This is a genomic window from Corynebacterium sp. MSK044 (genome assembly GCF_030232825.1).
Classification (GTDB): domain Bacteria; phylum Actinomycetota; class Actinomycetes; order Mycobacteriales; family Mycobacteriaceae; genus Corynebacterium.
The window spans coordinates 18,984-35,883 of sequence record NZ_JASPJJ010000013.1; the positions used below are offsets into that span (position 1 = coordinate 18,984).

14 protein-coding genes and 1 tRNA gene are annotated in these 16,900 nt (G+C 60.2%); 6 read left to right on the forward strand and 9 right to left on the reverse strand.

What is annotated here, in order from left to right; translation table 11 throughout:
- Window positions 1-33: 33 nt before the first annotated feature.
- Both QP994_RS08215 and QP994_RS08220 read left to right on the forward strand, forming a co-directional pair.
- A complete protein-coding gene (locus QP994_RS08215; RefSeq protein ID WP_284855275.1) occupies window positions 34-1,176 on the forward strand; it encodes a glycoside hydrolase family 3 N-terminal domain-containing protein in 1,143 nt (380 codons plus the stop codon).
- Between the two features lie 21 nt (window positions 1,177-1,197).
- Window positions 1,198-2,904, forward strand: coding sequence for a VanW family protein (locus QP994_RS08220; protein WP_284866130.1), 1,707 nt, complete (start codon window positions 1,198-1,200; stop codon window positions 2,902-2,904).
- On the opposite strand, the gene QP994_RS08225 is transcribed toward QP994_RS08220, so the two are convergent.
- Window positions 2,901-3,656, reverse strand: a complete 756-nt coding sequence (locus QP994_RS08225; protein WP_284855273.1) for an alpha/beta fold hydrolase — start codon at window positions 3,654-3,656, stop codon at window positions 2,901-2,903. The genes QP994_RS08220 and QP994_RS08225 overlap by 4 nt on opposite strands.
- 136 nt (window positions 3,657-3,792) lie before the next feature.
- Window positions 3,793-3,866 (reverse strand) — tRNA-Gly (locus tag QP994_RS08230).
- A gap of 81 nt (window positions 3,867-3,947) precedes the next feature.
- Here QP994_RS08230 and dcd point away from each other — a divergent pair.
- On the forward strand, window positions 3,948-4,511 hold the full coding sequence (gene dcd, locus QP994_RS08235) for a dCTP deaminase (RefSeq protein WP_284866132.1): 564 nt from the start codon (window positions 3,948-3,950) through the stop codon (window positions 4,509-4,511).
- A 137-nt stretch (window positions 4,512-4,648) separates the two neighbouring features.
- Here the strand turns inward: dcd and QP994_RS08240 are convergent, their stop codons facing one another.
- Window positions 4,649-5,197: a putative endonuclease domain-containing protein gene (locus tag QP994_RS08240; RefSeq protein ID WP_284855271.1), complete on the reverse strand. Its 549-nt coding sequence runs from the start codon at window positions 5,195-5,197 to the stop codon at window positions 4,649-4,651.
- A 655-nt stretch (window positions 5,198-5,852) separates the two neighbouring features.
- Between QP994_RS08240 and QP994_RS08245 the strand changes: the two genes are divergently transcribed.
- Entirely contained in the window at window positions 5,853-7,205 is a 1,353-nt protein-coding gene (locus QP994_RS08245; protein ID WP_284866134.1) for a UDP-glucose dehydrogenase family protein, read from the forward strand.
- 343 nt (window positions 7,206-7,548) lie between these two features.
- Here QP994_RS08245 and QP994_RS08250 read toward each other — a convergent pair whose 3' ends face one another.
- Both QP994_RS08250 and QP994_RS08255 read right to left on the reverse strand, forming a co-directional pair.
- Window positions 7,549-8,814, reverse strand: a complete 1,266-nt coding sequence (locus tag QP994_RS08250; protein ID WP_284866136.1) for a pyridoxal phosphate-dependent aminotransferase — start codon at window positions 8,812-8,814, stop codon at window positions 7,549-7,551.
- 10 nt (window positions 8,815-8,824) lie between these two features.
- Window positions 8,825-9,463, reverse strand: coding sequence for a DUF1707 SHOCT-like domain-containing protein (locus tag QP994_RS08255; protein WP_284866137.1), 639 nt, complete (start codon window positions 9,461-9,463; stop codon window positions 8,825-8,827).
- Between the two features lie 136 nt (window positions 9,464-9,599).
- On the opposite strand from QP994_RS08255, the gene QP994_RS08260 reads away from it, so the two are divergent.
- Window positions 9,600-10,688, forward strand: coding sequence for a hypothetical protein (locus QP994_RS08260; protein WP_284866139.1), 1,089 nt, complete (start codon window positions 9,600-9,602; stop codon window positions 10,686-10,688).
- Here the strand turns inward: QP994_RS08260 and QP994_RS08265 are convergent.
- Together QP994_RS08265 and QP994_RS08270 are read right to left on the reverse strand one after the other, a co-directional pair.
- Window positions 10,685-12,631 carry an ABC transporter ATP-binding protein gene (locus QP994_RS08265; RefSeq protein ID WP_284866141.1) on the reverse strand — a complete coding sequence of 649 codons (1,947 nt, stop codon included), beginning with the start codon at window positions 12,629-12,631 and terminating at the stop codon, window positions 10,685-10,687. The genes QP994_RS08260 and QP994_RS08265 overlap by 4 nt on opposite strands.
- A complete protein-coding gene (locus tag QP994_RS08270) occupies window positions 12,628-14,301 on the reverse strand; it encodes an ABC transporter ATP-binding protein (RefSeq protein WP_284866143.1) in 1,674 nt (557 codons plus the stop codon). Before QP994_RS08270 ends, QP994_RS08265 begins: the two co-directional genes overlap by 4 nt.
- 137 nt (window positions 14,302-14,438) lie before the next feature.
- On the opposite strand from QP994_RS08270, the gene QP994_RS08275 reads away from it, so the two are divergent.
- Complete coding sequence (locus QP994_RS08275; protein WP_284866145.1) at window positions 14,439-15,593, forward strand: Fic family protein; 1,155 nt, start codon at window positions 14,439-14,441, stop codon at window positions 15,591-15,593.
- Between the two features lie 2 nt (window positions 15,594-15,595).
- On the opposite strand, the gene QP994_RS08280 is transcribed toward QP994_RS08275, so the two are convergent.
- The gene (locus tag QP994_RS08280; protein WP_284866147.1) at window positions 15,596-16,525 is read right to left on the reverse strand and encodes a substrate-binding domain-containing protein; all 930 of its coding nucleotides are present in this window, start codon (window positions 16,523-16,525) and stop codon (window positions 15,596-15,598) included.
- A complete protein-coding gene (locus QP994_RS08285) occupies window positions 16,518-16,898 on the reverse strand; it encodes a hypothetical protein (protein ID WP_284855262.1) in 381 nt (126 codons plus the stop codon). The genes QP994_RS08280 and QP994_RS08285 overlap by 8 nt, the downstream gene beginning before the upstream one ends.
- Window positions 16,899-16,900: the final 2 nt, after the last annotated feature.

Sequence of the window (16,900 nt, forward strand, 5' to 3'; positions counted from 1 at the left end):
GGAACCGTTTTCCACGTACTCCAAGGACTTTTCATGCGCGCAGTCATCACAGCCGTTGTGGCGTTGTCTGCTGCGCTCATGCTCAGTGCGTGTGCGCCCACCACGTCAGAGTCCGCGCCGGAGACATCCACTGCCACCGTGACCAACACCGTCACTGAAACGCCTGTGAGCGAGGCACAACAGCGCGTGCCGGAGGACCTTCGCATGCGGGTGGCATCACTCATGGTGGTGGGGGTTTCTACTTACGACGACGCCCGCGCCGCCCTCGAACAAGGCGTCGGCGGCCTGATCATCCCCAGCTGGGCGGACCCAAGTCTGCTCACCGAAGAAGGCCGTAACATCAATGCGCTGCGGGAAGAGTTCAAGCGCCCGTTCATCGTCGCCATCGACTTCGAAGGCGGCCGTGTGCAACGCCACTCGCAGATCCTCGGGTCCTTCCCCAGTCCGCGTGAGCTGGCTCAACAACCCAACAGCGTCATCCAGGGTACCGGCTACGACATTGGTAATCGCCTGCGCCAATACGGCATCAACGTGGACTACGCGCCGCTGCTGGATCTTGATGTCACGGACCTCAACATCGTGGGCGACCGCGCTTTCGGCCCTTCCCCAGAACGCGTCAGCGAGGTAGCTACGCTCTTTGCGCAGGGGCTTGTCGACGCGCACGTGGCCCCCACCTTCAAACACTTCCCCGGCCACGGCCGCGCCAGCGGCGACACCCACCACACCCTTGCGGTGACCCCGCACGTGGACGAACTGAATGGGTTTGACCTTGCCCCCTACGCCACCGTGCTGCCGAAATTCCCTACCTCCTCCGTCATGGTCGGCCACATGGTCGTCCCTGGAGTAGGGGAGGACGGCACTCCTGCTTCTCTCAATCCCGCCATTTACGAGCTCTTGCGCTCCGGTTCGTACCCCGGCGGGTCTCCCTTCAACGGGGTCGCAGTGACCGATGACCTCTCCGGTATGCGTGCCATTACGGACCACATGTCCACCCCCGAAGCCGTCCGCCGGGCCATCGCCGCCGGTGCTGATCAGGCGCTGTGGTCATCCGGTACAGATCTGCCCGCGGCTATCGACGGAGTGGTCGCCGCCGTCAACAACGGCGACATCCCCGAAGAGCGCATCACCACCGCAGCCACCCGCGTCCAACAACAATTCATTGACACTGAATTTTGATCATCAACTACCCTGGATCGGGTGAGTTCCAAACAAACATCCACGAACTGGTCCGGCGGTTCCCGTGGTGGCAAGATCGCCGCGGGGTTCTTCGTCGGCTTCTTCGTGCTTCTGCTTGGCCTATATCTCGCGGATGTAGGGTTCAACCGCGGCACCGTGCCACGTGGCACCACGGTCGGTGGAGTGGGAATTGGAACAATGCAGCCCGCGGCGGCGGTGAGTTTGTTGGAGGGGGAACTGGGGGACGTCGATAAGCGTCCTGTAGTTGTGCATGCCGGCGAGATGGAGGAGACCTTCACCCCTGAAAACGCTGGTCTTGGCGCTGACTGGCAGGCAACTGTCGATGCGGCTGGCGTGGAATCACTCAACCCGCTCTCGCGCCTGCTCGGCTTCTTCCGCACCAACGAGGTGGATATCGTATCGACGATCGACGCTGAGAAACTCCAGCCCGAAATCGACCGTCTATCTGCGGGTTTGGCGCGCGAACCGAAGGATGGGACTTTGGCGCTGGACAATGGTGAGGCCAAGGTTGAGGAGCCCATCGACGGCCAACACGTCATGCGCGATGACCTTGAACGCGCGATGACGCTGAACTGGATCAACCCGGATGGCGTCACCGTCGAACCGAAGACCACTGCGCCGGCGATTAACGACGATGTGATCAAGCAAGCCGTCGATGGACCCGCGGCCGCGGCACTCAAAGGGCCGCTGACCCTGCGCGGCGGCCAGGGCGAGGAGAAGGTCGACGCCGTCATTGAACCTTCGCGCATGGGCGAGATTGTCACCTTCCGCAACGAACCGGAAAACAAAACCATCGTCCCCGAAGTCCACGCTGAGAAGGCCGAAGAAATCTTCGGTGAACAGCTCAAAGACACCATCACGCAAAGCCAGAACGCCACGATTTCAGCCTCCGGTGCGGTGACCCCCTCCCAGGATGGCAACGAGATCGCCTGGGACAACGTCCTGCGTGATCTTGATCGCCGCGTGCTTGGCGGCGAGCCCCGCGAATGGGACGCCGAATACCGCGACGTGCCCGCCACCTTCACCACCGAGCAAGCGAACAATGCCACCTTCAACGAAGAAGTCGGCTCGTTCACCACCGGTGGCTACTCCGCCGCATCCGGCACCAACATCGAAATCGTGGCGCGCACCGTCAACGGCGCTGTGGTCAGCCCCGGCCAAACCTTCTCCCTCAACGGCTACACCGGCCCGCGCGGAGTGGCGCAAGGGTATGTGGAATCCGGCATCATCATCAACGGCCGCGCTGGCAACGCCGTCGGTGGTGGCATCTCCCAATTCGCCACCACCCTCTACAACGCCGCCTACTTCGCCGGCATGACCGATGTCGCCCACACCCCGCACTCCTACTACATCTCCCGCTACCCAGCCGGGCGCGAAGCTACCGTGTACGAAGGCTCCATCGACCTGGTGTTTAAGAACGACACCCCGTACCCCGTGAAGATCGTCACCGAATTCGGCGGCGGCCAAATCACCGTCCGCATGATGGGCGTGAAAGATCGCACCGTTGAATCCATCAACGGCGGCCGCTGGGCACAAACCTCCCCGTCCCCACAGACCGTCTCCGGTTCCGGCTGCATCCCGTCTGGCGGCGCCCCCGGCTTCACCACCTCTGACACCCGCATCGTCCGTGACCTCGCGGGCAACGAGATCTCCCGCGAAACCACCACCACCGTGTACAGCCCCCAACCGATCGTCCGCTGCGACTAAAACGGTGGGGTGGTCTCACCCAGTTCCCGCTCCAAACCCCAGCGGGTCAGTCGCGCGATCTCCATATCTCGTGGCATAAGAGGGTGCAGTGGTGCGCCCGGGATCTCAAGATTCACCACATCCGCGCCGTCCACAGACTCAAGCATGGAGGTACTCATCGGCGTCACAATATGATCCCGCCGCGAATACAGCGAGGTGTACACCACATCCGGGTGCGTATCCGGGACCACTCGTGCCAGTAGCCACTCCGAACCCACCAAGTGCTGCGTGACGCTCTCCCCGAAAAGGCGGTTCACCACGGTTTTCTGTTTGTTCAATAGCGGGGAAATAAGTGCAGCGCGCCCATCCAAGTCCGTGCCATGGAACGGCGAACCCATCGTGACCACCCGCCGCACCTTCTCATGCCCACCGGCCGCAATGAACAACTTGGTCACCGTGCCACCCTGCGAATGCGCCACGATGTCCACCTTCTTCGCCCCCGTCGCCGTGAGCACCTTGTCCACATTGGCGGCCAACTCGTTGACCAGCTCATCCAGATCCCCCGTGCCATACAACCCCGGTACCCGCATCCGGCCATAATCAAACCCCCACACCCAATAACCATGCGCGGCAAGATACCGAGCCTGTCGCGTAAAAGCACTGGTCCTGCCCTGAAAACCATGCACAAACAACACCGGTGTGGGGTGATCCACCGGTGTGGGGTGATCCGGTGTGAAGTTCGGGTTGTTGAACACGGGTTTAGGCAAGCGCACACGCGCCACGCTAGCAGGTTGAGCCTCGGGTGAGTCCGAGAAATCTGACCGGGACGCTGCCCTTGTGCGGTAAATCCCCAGGTCGAATTTTGTTGGTCGCGAGATTTCTCGACCAGCCCCCTGGAACACCCCCACTTGGAGCCGGCGACGAGAATCGAACTCGCACTCTCAGCTTGGGAAGCTGATGTTCTACCACTAAACTACGCCGGCGCAGCCACAATGAATGCAGCGGGGAACATCGTAACACCGCCACCCCTCATGCCCCCAAATGCGCGGGGTTAAGATTGGCATGTGCTTCTTTCAGATCGTGACATTTCCTCCGCCATCGAGTCCGGCCGCCTGCAGATCGACCCGTTCGGCCCGGATCTGATTCAGCCATCGAGCATCGACGTGCGGATTGACAACCTCTTCCGCGTGTTCAACAACTCCAAATACACGCACATCGACCCCAAAGAAGAAATGCCAGACCTCACCACCGAGGTCGCGGTCCCCGAAGGTGAGCCGTTTGTGCTGCATCCCGGCGAATTTGTGCTCGCCGCAACACTAGAGCACTTCACGCTTCCCGACGACCTCGCCGGCCGCCTCGAAGGCAAATCCTCCCTCGGCCGCCTGGGCCTGCTGACCCACTCCACCGCCGGATTCATCGACCCGGGCTTCTCCGGCCACATCACCCTGGAACTTTCCAACGTGGCCAACCTGCCCATCACCCTCTGGCCCGGCATGAAGGTCGGCCAGCTCGCCCTGTTCAAGATGAGCTCCCCGGCCCAAACCCCGTACGGCTCCAGCAAGCTCGGCTCCAAGTACCAAGGTCAGCGTGGCCCGACCCCGTCGAAGGCGTACCTGAACTTCCGCTAGGGCCAAAGCGGACTGGCCCATCCGTTAGGGCCCATCCGTTAGGGCCCCATCCGAGATTTCTCACATCCCCTTTTCCGCGACCTGCCCGTTTAGGTTCTGCAAACGGAGATTGTGTGAGATTTCTCGAATCTGCCATTTCATCCCACTTTTCCTGCGGCTTGCACTGCCCTGAATAGGATCCAGGGCAGCTTCCGCAGCGTCCCTGCGGAGAATCTCAGAACAGTCCAGCCCTGCAGTTGGCATTCAAGGTTGATGTCAAAGTCTTTATCGCGCTGACTTCTAGCGAGATGGTGTTCCCCGTCATACATCAGAGCAATTCTTAGCTCTGGGATAGCCAGGTCAAGCACGGTGACAAGTTGGTTGTCCAACGTGACCGGCATTTGCTCTACAAGCTGGAGTTTCAATGGTGTGAGTGCATCCACGATGTAATCCCACTGCGGTCGGAAAGCTAATGGAATGTGGCCCAGAACCGCCATGCACATGAGACGCATTTCGGTCTCCTTCGGAGACTCTGCGAGTGGGCTGGACAGACGCATTGCTTGGGTCATCCATCGTTTATTCACCCGGTAGTGTGACGCCTTGAGCAGCAGCGCTGGGGAGAGGGAGAGACGGTGGCAAGCAGCGTCAATGAGCATGACGGCCCAGTAGGTGGGACCGTCGGTGATCCAGCGAGGCTTGGGCCACATGTGAAATCCCGCACGTATGTCTTGCAACGCTTCCGTCACGGCTTCATGTGGCTCACTGACAGGCAGGTCAATGCCACGCCAAGTGACGTTCCAAGGGGTGCGAGTCTCTCGGCGCCTCACTATGACACCGGTGTCTTCTCGCTTGTAGGTGGGTGAGTTGAGCGTGGTGTCACATGAATTCACTAGGTAAGGCACGCCATAGAGCGCTAGCGCGCTAGTCCCCGCAATTGCACAGTGTGGATGCTCCAGTGATTGGGCGATGGCACGAAGGTTTGCAGGCACCTCGAAACCCCGGCCGCGTGGGTGGGCTTGAGCTTCTAATCGGGTGATCTCAGGAGGGCGGGGCGCAAACCCTGAGGCCAGGTACTTTGCTGATGCGTGTTGGCCCGAGCCAGGCACGTCCGCAGGGTGGAGATGGCCCTGTACTAGGTAAGTGATGTCCATGAAGTCGTGGACTTTCGGAAAAATAAGTTTGTTCATATTGACTTAGACTGCTGAAACTCTCGTTCGGTTCCCTCACAGTCGAGATTTCTTCCAAGCGGTTGTCTGCCACCTGCGCCTTTAATACCGACTCCTGCACCAAAGCGTCAGATTTCTCGAACGCCTTCTCGCACTCACCCTGCGTAACCTCCCCGCACGGGTCATAATGGCCGGTATGCGCATGACTGTGATTGGCACCGGTTACCTCGGCGCGACGCACGCCGCTTGCATGGCGGAACTCGGCCACGAGGTACTGGGAATCGACGTTGACCAGGCAAAAATCGACACTTTGAAGGCGGGGAAGGTGCCCTTCTTCGAGCCTGGTTTGCCGGAAGTGCTGGAGCGGAACCTCGCGAATGGTCGACTGCGTTTCACCACGGATTACAAAGAGGCCGCTGAGTTCGCCAACGTGCACTTCATCGGCGTGGGCACCCCGCAGCTGCGCGGAAGTTACGCGGCGGATACCTCCTATGTTGAGGCGGCAGTGGATAGCCTCGTGCCGCATTTGCAGGGAGAGCACGTGATCTTTGGCAAGTCGACGGTGCCCGTTGGCACGGCTCAAGCCCTCCAAGAGCGGGCTAATAAGCTTATTAATGCCCCCGCCACCATCGAGATCGCCTGGAACCCCGAGTTCCTCCGCGAGGGCTACGCGGTCAATGACACGATCACGCCGGACCGCATCGTCCTCGGCGTCCGCAGCACAAGCGACACCGAAAGCCTCACCGAAGAACCCGCCGAAAGTCGCGCCGAAGAAATCGCCCGCGAAGTATACGCAACCCCGCTGGCGGATGGGACACCGTTCATCGTGACGGATTTGCAGACCGCTGAACTGGTCAAAGTCTCCGCCAACGCCTTCCTGGCCACGAAGATTTCCTTCATTAATGCGGTCTCAGAGGTCTGCGAAATCGTCGGAGCGGACGTCACCCAGCTTGCTGATGCCATCGGCCACGATGAACGCATCGGCCGCAAGTTCCTCGGCGCTGGCCTCGGCTTCGGTGGCGGCTGCTTGCCCAAGGACATCCGTGCGTTCATGGCCCGCGCTGGCGAGCTCGGTGCTGACCAAGCTCTGACTTTCCTCCGTGAGGTCGACGCGATCAACATGCGCCGCCGTGAGCGCGTCGTTGATCTGTCGCGCGAGATCCTCGGATCCCTCATCGGCCGTCGCATCACGGTTCTTGGTGCCGCGTTTAAGCCGAACTCGGATGATGTGCGTGATTCGCCCGCGCTCGCTGTCGCCGGTCAGCTCAATCTCGCCGGCGCGTCCGTGCGCGTCTACGACCCGGAGGCGATGGACAACGCCCGCAAGGTCTTCCCAACGCTGGATTACGCCGACTCGCTTGATGATGCGCTCACGGACGCTGAACTCGTCATTCTCGCTACCGAGTGGGACGAGTTCAAGAACCTCGATCCAGAACATGCAGGTCAGCTCGTAGCAACCAAGACGCTTATCGACGCCCGCAACGTCCTCCCCGTCCCCACCTGGCGCACCGCCGGCTGGAACCTCCACGCCCTCGGCCGTTCCCTCTAGCCACACCGCTCCCTTGAAGAATGTCGCTCCCTTGAACAGCTAATGTTTCGGCCCTGAAGAGCGAGCTCTTACGGAAAGTCCTTTTGAGCAAGCCCTTTTGAGCAAGCCCTTGCGAGGAAGCTCTTACAAGGGAAGCCCCGACAAGGGGGCGGGAGGTATGTCGGCGGGGCATGCGGACAAATCTGTCCCTTTGGTACCTGCGCTGCAGGTCAGAGCAGGTATCAAGTGTGGACGCACAGTGCGTCCACATGTAAAAGGACTATCTTCCCAGCGTAAGGGCTATCGCTGAAGACGTGCGGACAGATTTGTCCGCACCTCACAATGCCCTATATGGCGCTGGGGATTAGTGCTGGTGGTAGTCCGAGAGGAAGTTGCCCAAGCGCTCGATCGCGTTCTCCAGCTGGGATGCCCACGGCAGAGTGACCACGCGGAAGTGATCTGGCTTCGGGTAGTTGAAGCCGGAGCCGCCAACCATGAGGATTTTCTCGCTCTTGAGAAGGTCGAGCATGAAGCGCTCATCGTCGTGGATCTGGTACATGTCCAGATCGATCTTCGGGAAGGCATACATGGCGCCCTTTGGCTCAACAACGGAGACGCCGGGGATCTCGCGCAGCTTCTTCACCGTGATGTCGCGCTGCTCCTTCAAACGGCCACCTTCACCGGTGAGGGCGTAGATGGACTGGCGTCCGCCAAGAGCCACCTGGATGGCGTGTTGTCCAGGGACGTTCGCACAAAGGCGGGTTCCGGCGAGCAAATCCAGGCCTTCAATGAATCCGGTAGCGCGGCGTCGTGGGCCGGTGATGACCATCCATCCAGCGCGGTAACCGCACACGCGGTAGGCCTTAGAGAGGCCGTTGAAGGTGCAGGTGACCAGGTCGGGGGCGATGGTGGCCATGGAGTGGTGGACAGCGTCGTCGTAAAGCACGCGATCGTAGATCTCGTCGGAAAGCACCATGAGCTCATACTCGCGCGCGATGTCGGCGATGCCTTCGAGGATTTCCTTGGAGTAGACCGCGCCTGTTGGGTTATTCGGGTTGATCACCACGATGGCTTTGGTGCGCGGGGTGACTTTGGAGCGGATGTCCTCGAGAGACGGGTTCCAATTGTCCTCCTCGTCGCAGACGTAGTGGACAGGTTTGCCGCCGGCGAGAGAGGTCGCAGCGGTCCACAGCGGATAATCGGGGGAGGGGATGAGCACCTCGTCGCCGTTGTTCAGCAGCGCCTGGGTGGTCATGGAGATGAGTTCGGAGACGCCGTTGCCGAGGTAGACATCGTCGATATCAAAATCCGGGAAGCCCTCGATCTCCTCGTAGCGCGTCACCACAGCGCGACGAGCCGGGATGATGCCCTTCGAAGTGGTGTAGCCCTGCGACGTTGGCAGCGCGGCAATCATGTCGCGCATGATCACATCGGGTGCGTCGAAACCGAAAATGGCCGGGTTGCCGGTGTTCAGCTTGAGGATGGAGTGTCCATCGCGCTCCATCTCCTCCGCCGTCGCCGCAACGGGACCGCGGAGGTCATACGCTACGCCTTTCAGCTTGTCCGCCTGATCAAAGTGGCGGTGCTTCTTAATACGGGGGGAAGATTTCGTCTCGGGTTGGTCGGTCATGGGGGCCATCCTACTCATCTGACTTGCGGGTCATTTTGTATCTCTCAAGGGTCCTTTGCGCGAGGTCCATCGCGGACCCTGATATTTCGTCGAGTTTTGCGGAACGTAAGGCTTTTCTGCGTTCCTCTTCTACACGTCGTTCAGCCTGAATTTCGCGGAGTCGTTCGCGCTCAAGCTGCCGTGGGCTGGGTGTGTACCAGCTGTCCGGCCCGACCTTCATCACGTAGAGCAGGATGAACAGAGTGGGAATGATGAGGAAGATGAGTGCACCAATCCCCGGAAAACCAGCTTGACCTGCCACCGATGTGAGCGCGATGGTGCCAATCGACCCGAGGCTGAAAATACCCAAGCGGGTGCGTTGCCCGCTTGCCCGCGACTGTTCGATTTCGCCGCGCGTGTACACCTGGACTTCCTTCGACTGGACTGCCGGTGCGGAGGGGTTCTTGCTTGGGAGGTCCCGGAAGAGCGGGATGAGATCCCCGTGGATGGTGGCCTCCGCAACGGCATCACAGCGACGGTCATACTCGGCCAGATCTAGCCGGCCCTCGCCATAGGCGAATGTGAGACGAGAGAACGCGTCTGCACGGTCGGTGTCCGATAAACGCAGCTGAAGTTTCGATGGCGGCGTATTTTCTGGCTGATAATTCACAACTCACATAGTAGTGAGAAACCCCTGCTCTGGCCTAGTGGGGCACGGTCGAGGGAAGGGAACGGGAACTATCTAGGCATGGTGTGAGTGAAACTTTTTCCACGCATATGTCCGAATGTTCGATACTGTAGTGGGTATGACTAATCCGAATGATCCACAAAATGGCTACAACAGCACCGGGGGCACGGGCGAGAACCCGTACGGTGGTAACTACGGAAACCAGCAGTTCCCCCAGTACGGCAATGAAGGGGAAAGTGGCCAGTACGGTCACTCTGAGCAGTCCGGCTACGGTCAGGACCAGGGCTATGGCCAGAACTACGGCCAAGAGCAGGGCTACGGCCAAGGCCAGAACCAGGGCTACGAGTCCTACAACTCGTACGCTTCGCAGGACTCCTACGGTCCCGGCTACGTGAACCCGAATGCTGCTTCGCAGTCCGGCCAGCCGCTGGTGACCAATGCTGGTCCGCTGCCGGTCATGGAAGCGCTGTCCTTCGGCTTCAAGCGTGTGTTCACCAGTCAGTGGCACGTGTACCTGGGCTTGGCAGTGATCCCGATGGTGGCGGCCCTGCTCGGCAGCGTTCTCGTGGCTGGCCCATTGGTGGCTGCCGCCATGCAGGACCCCGAGAACTTTGTGCCGGGTGCAGGCACTTTCGTTTCGATTGGTCTGTTCGTGGTCATCGCGGCCCTGGTGACTATGGCTTTCCAGATTGTGATGGCCAAGGTGGCGCTGCGTGACACTGCGGGTGAGGCACCTGCGTGGGACAAGGCATTCAAGGATGTGCCGTGGGCTGCAGGTTTCCTGGTGTACATCCTGGTGGGCTTGGCCTTCAGTGTCGTTTCCTTCGTGGCAATGATCATTCCGATGCTGGTCCTCGCATTGGTGTCCCCGCCACTCGGTGTGTTCCTGGTGCTGGTTGTGGGTATCGGTCTCATCTTCCTGTACCCGTTCACCGCGGTGATCCCGCTGTACGCGATTGATGGTCGTACGTCTGTCACGGGTGCTTTCTCCGCTGCGATCAACGACATTAAGCCGCAGTACTGGCGAGTGTTTGGTGCACTGGCTCTGGTCGGGTTGATCTCGATTGTTGCAAGCTCGATCACCCAGGGTTTGTCCAGCCTCATCATGTCGCCGGTGACCGCACTGGTGTCGGTGTTCGTGTACCGCTGGATCAGCACTCGTCATGAGCAGCCGACCCAGCAGGACGGCTACATGAGCATGTACTAATCTTCGCCGCTGAACTGGGATTGGTTCAGCTCGAAGTACGTTCCTCGCCGGGCAAGGAGTTCCTCATGGGTTCCTTGCTCGGCGATTTTTCCGTTCTGCATGACGATGATGAGGTCGGCGTCACGGATCGTGGATAGGCGGTGCGCGATGACGAAGCTGGTGCGATTGTTGCGTAGCGCGTTCATCGCCTTTTGGACGAGGACTTCGGTGCGAGTGTCTACGGAGCTGGTGGCTTCGTCGAGGATCAGCAGCGCGGGTTGCGCCAGGAAGGCACGCGCGATGGTGATGAGTTGGCGTTCGCCGGTGGAGATGGAGCCGGCGTCTTGGTCGATTTCGGTGTCGTAGCCATCGGGGAGTGTGCGCGCGAAGCGGTCGACGTAGGTGGCCTTGGCTGCGGCGATGACTTCTTCATCGGTGGCGTCGAGGCGGCCGTAGCGGATGTTGTCCATGATGGTGCCCTTGAACAGCACAGCGTCCTGCAGCACCATGCCTACCTGTGAGCGGAGGGCGGCGCGGGACATATCGCGGATGTCGGTACCGTCGAGGCGGATAGCGCCGGCGTCGATGTCGTAGAACCGCATGATCAGGTTGACCAGGGTGGTTTTGCCGGCGCCGGTTGGCCCGACGATCGCGGCGGTCTGGCCCGGTTCCACCCGCAGGTTTAGGTCCTGAATGAGTGGCTCGTCGGGGTTGTAGGAGAAGTCGACGTGATCAAATTCGACGAGGCCCTGGGAGACCACAGCACTGTCAGAAGATGTGTCGGGGTGTTCCTCGTCAGCGTCGAGAAGCTCGAAGACACGCTCCGCGGAAGCGACACCGGATTGGAGCATCTGCATCATGCCGGCGACTTCACCGAGGGGGTGGTTGAGCTGGCGCGAGTATTGGATGAAGGCGGTGGCGTCACCGAGCGTGAGCTGGCCGGATGCGACCTTGAGGCCACCGAGGACAGCCACGGCGACGTAGGACAGGGACCCGATGAACTGCATGATCGGGTGCATGGCATTGGCCAGGAATTGGGCCTTTTGGGCGGCAGCGGCGAGTTCTTCGTTGCGTTCGCGAAACTGCGCGCGGATCTGGTCAGAGCGCCCAAAAATGGTGGTCACGTCATGGCCGGAGAAGGCCTCTTCGACGTGGCCGTTGAGGTCGCCGGTGGCCTTCCACTGGGTAACAAACTGTTTCTGGGAGCGGGTGCCCACCAGGCCCATCACGGCGCCGGTGAGTGGGATGGCAAGTAGCGCGACGAGGGCGAGCTGCCAGGAGATGACCACCATCATCGCAACGATGCCGACGATGGTCAGCAGCGCGTTGAACAGCGAGGACAGCGACTGTTGCAGAGCCTGCTGCACGTTGTCCACGTCATTGGTCGTGCGGCTCATCACATCGCCGCGCTGCCACGAATCGAAGTAGCGCAGTGGCAAGTGGTTGATCTTCGCTTCCACGCGTTCGCGCAGGGTGTACACCGTGCGCATGGTCAGTCGGTTCAGAATCGCACCCTGTGCCCACATGAGGAACGAGGCCGCGAGATACAGCGCGAGCACCAGCGTGATCAGTTGGCCGAGCCTGTCAAAGTCAATGCCACGCCCAGGGGTCAGCTCCATCGCCGCGGCCATGTCGGCGAAGCGGTCCTGCCCCGCGGCGCGCATCCCTTCCACGGCCTGTTCCTGGGTCATGCCCTCCGGAAGCTCGCGCGACATCACGCCGGAGAAGATCACGTCCATGGCCTGCCCCATCACGCGCGGCGCCCACACAGCCAGCAGCACCGATACCGCGTTCATGAGGAACACCAAGGTCAGCGCGAATTTATAGGGCGCCAGCAGGCCTAAGAGTCGCTTCGCGGACGGCCAGAACTGCTTCGCTTTGCGGGGAGCCTTGCTCGAGTAGTCATCGCCGGACATGGAGGCTTCGTATTCGGCCAATTGCTCGTCGTTAAGCTGCTCGCTCATGCCGTCACCTCCTGCTGGCTCGCCGCGATCTCACGGTACGTTTCACTCGTGCGCAGCAGCTCCGCATGGGTTCCGCGCGCCACAATATCGCCAGCTTCCATCACAAGGATCTGGTCAGCATTGCTTATCGACGCCACCCTCTGCGCCACCACCAACACCGTCGCCCCCTCCGCATACGCGTGCATGGCCTTGTGGAGTCGGGCTTCGGTGAGGGCGTCGAGGGCGGAAAATGAGTCGTCGAAAAGCAGCACATCCGGCTTAGCCACGAGCATGCGCGCAATGCACAAACGTTGGCGCTGACCACCGGAAACATTGGTGCCGCCCTGGGAGATGGGCATGTCTAAGTCTTCCACGAAGTGAGCTTGGGCGACGCGGAGTGCTTCCCAGAGTTCCTCATCGGTGGCCTCCGGGTTGCCCACGCGGAGGTTAGTGGCCACCGTGCCGCGGTACAACCAGGGCTTTTGGGGGACCATGCCCACTTTTCCGCCGACGCGAATGTGACCGGACGTGGGGTAGTAGAGCTCCGGGATGAGGCCCATGAGGGTGGACTTTCCGGATCCTGTGGAGCCGATGATCGCGGTGAACGTGCCTGGTTGTGCGGTGAAAGAGATATCCCCCAGCACAGGTTCTTCCGCGCCGGGGTAGCGGTAGGACACGTTCTGGAATTCCACGACACCGGGTTCCACATTGGTGCTCATCGCATGGTCAGGGCGACGGGTGTGCTCATAGCGCACGACCTCGCTGATGCGGCGGGCACAGACGAGCGCGCGGGGCAACATCATGAGTGCGAACACGCCCATCATCACCGCCATGAGAATCTGCATGAGGTACTGCATGAACGCGGTGAGTGAGCCAACTTCCACGAGGCCTTCATCCACGCGCTGCCCGCCGAACCACAGCACTGCTGCGGTGGCCAGGTTCAGGATGAGCATGATCACGGGGAACATGGTTACGAACACCCGCCCGATGTTGAGGCTGAGTTTGGTCAGATCTGCATTCGCGTCGCGGAACCGCTTCTCCTCGAACTCTTCCCGCCCAAAGGCGCGGACAACGCGGATGCCTGCGATCTGTTCACGCAACAGGCCGTTGATAGCGTCCAGTTTGACCTGCATTTTCCTGAACATCGGCAGCAGCAACGCGGCTGTGATGGCCACCGCCACGGCAAGCGCCAGGACCGCAACCACCACGAGCCACGACATTCCTGCATCCTGGCGCAGCGCCATGATCACTCCGCCAACGCCCATGATGGGTGCGGCAACCATGAAGTTGAGCAAAAGTAGCGTGGTCATCTGCACCTGCTGCACGTCATTCGTTGCGCGCGTGGTCAACGTGGCCGGCCCAAAGTGGCTCATGTCCTCAGCGGTGAACCGGCTGACGTTGTCATAGACCGCTCGGCGAATATCCCGGCCCGTGCGCATCGCCGCCGCGGAGGCGAACCACACCGCCGCCACCGCTGCCGCCACCTGCGCCAGGGACACCGCGAGCATGACCAGCCCGACGTGCCGGATGTACGCCACGTCCGCCTTAGCGACACCGTTATTAATGATGTCCGCGTTCAAATCCGGCAAATACAACATGGCCAGCGTGGACACCAGCTGCAGCACCACAACCGCAGCGATGAAAGGGGTGTAGGCCTTGCCATACTTCCCAGTGAGTCTGATGAACTCCACGAATTTACTCCCTGATCTAGGTTTCGCAGCCATACTAGACCCCGGGTGCGACACGCGCCTATCTCTATGGATTCCGCCAGAAACCCGCCAGAAACCCGCCCCAACTAGACCTTGTTTACCAGCGGAAATAACTCCTCATGTCGATTTTGGGGGAAAAAATCGACATATCGCGCGGATATGTTTATTCTTTCGACATGTCCGAGAAAACCCCGCCTGGATTCGACCCGAATCGGCCGTTTAATGATCTGCCGTCTTTGCCCCCACAGGAGGAGCTGGAGACTGCAAGGGTGCTCAAAGCTGTCATTGACGCACGGAGTGAGCTTGCCGCATTGAATACGGCATGCCGGTTGATTCCGAATCCGGAGATCATCACGTCAACGATTCCTCTGCGCGAGGCTCAGGCCTCCACGGAGATAGAGAACATCGTGACCACGAATGATGAGTTGTTTAGAGCGCAGTGGAGCGTGGATCTTGAGCCCACGCCGGCAACCAAGGAGGCTCTCCGCTACCGCGACGCGTTGCGGCGTGGGGTTGAGTTGGCAGAAGAACGGCCTGTTTCGGAGAAAGTTGCGCTGGAGGTGTGCTCGGTCCTGCAGGGAAATCAGGCTGTGGTGAGATCAACCCCGGGCACTTTCATTGGTGATCCAGTAACGGGTAAACGTGCATATACCCCACCTGAGGGGCAGGACGTGATCCAGCGACACTTGGCGGCGTGGGAGCGTTACCTTCATTCGGATCATGGCCTTGATCCGCTGGTGTTGATGGCTGTTGCGCATTACCAGTTTGAGGCGATCCACCCGTTTTATGACGGCAATGGCCGCACGGGTCGTATCCTCAACATTCTTCTCTTGTTGCAGGAAAACGTTCTTTCCTTGCCGGTTCTCTATTTGTCCGGAACGATCGTGGACAACAAGGAGGAATATTACAGGCTGCTCAGTGCAGTCACATCACGTGGTGCATGGGAGGACTGGATCATTTTCATGGTCAATGCGGTCGCCGAGTCCGCGCGCAGCACAAGCCTGCTTATCGACGATCTCCAAGACCTCCAAGACATCACCACCTCCCGCGTGCGTGCTGCAGGTGTGACACCGGCAGCCGAGCTGACGGAATTGTTGTTCGTGCAGCCCTATATCCGCATCTCTGATGTGATCGATGCCGGTTTGGCGCAACGACAGACCGCATCGCTGTGGCTCTCCCAGTTGGTGGATGCTGGTGTTTTAGATGAACAGAGAATTGGTCGGTCGAAGGTGTTCTTGAATCAGGATGCGTTGGGGATCTTGACCCGCCGATAATCTTATGACTGCCAGCGTGCATCCGGCCCGGCGGTGCGGTCGGCGTAACGCTTCTGCGCGGCCGCGTAATCCTGCTCAGGCAGCTGGTAGAAGTACACGCGCGGCATGACGGCCTCCGCGTGCTCGAGATAGGTGGTGACAAACTTATCCACGTCTTCCCGCTTCGCCGCCTCCTTGTTCACGTAGATGAACAGCGGGCGGGCGAGCGGGTAGTTGCCCTTCTTCGTCTCATCTGCGGTGGGTGCCACGCCATCGACGTTGACGTTGTCAATGAGTTTCAGGCTGTCCTCTTCGGTGGCCAGGTAGTTGCCGATGCCCATGAAGGACAGCGCGTTCTTATCCTCCGCGACCCACGTGGACAGCTCCTGGATGTCGTCGGTGGCCTGGTAGTCCTCGCGGATTTCGTCCCCCTTGAGCACCAGATCCTCGAACACGCCGAGGGTGCCGGAGCCATCCGGGCGACCATAGAGAGTGATCTCCTCATCCGGCCAAGACGGGTCAATGTCAGACCACTTCGACACCGCGGAATCCTTGGCCCAGATGTCATGCAGCTGGTCGATGGTCAGGTCCGTGGCAAAGTCATTGTCACGGTGCTTGACAATCGTGATGGCATCGAGACCGATCGGCAGCTCAACATACTCAACCTTATTGTCGGCGCACTGCTGCTGAAATTCGCCCGGAATAGCTATCGACGAATCATTGATATCAGCCTCACCGCCACAGAACTTCTCAAAACCATCCGTGGAACCGACCGCCTCAATATTGACGTCGAAGTTGTAGCGCTTAGCGATGTAGGAGGTGATCGGCTCCACCGTCGCGGAACCGGTGACCTGGATGGCGTTCTCACTCGGGGTGGTGTCCGAGGAGCAACCGGCGGCGAAAACAGCGACGGCAGTCAGGACGGCGACGAGGGATACTCGAGTTCTAGCCATCGTGCTTGCCCCCTTGCATCTCAGCGCGGAACTCGCGGAGCAGGCGGAAGAGGTTCTTCCAGGAACCATGCGAGGTGCCCCAGTACTTAGCGAAGGTCTCGTCCAGCTCCGCCTGTTGCTCAGGGGTGACGTTTGGGTTGATCTTCTTGTGCCGGTGGTGCCCATCTTCGGCGTGGTCTGTAGCGGTGTCAGTCTCCTGGTCCGCCGTCAGACTCTCCTTGTTGCGGCCACGTGCGCGCAGTTCGACGCGGAGTTCGTTGGCGGTTTCCTCGAGCTCGTCGAGAAGCGCGACGAGTGCTTCGTCTGGAGCCTCATTCTTGATGAGGTCCTGGGCCATCGGGGACAGATCTGGGGTCTCGTTCGGGTTCGTCATCG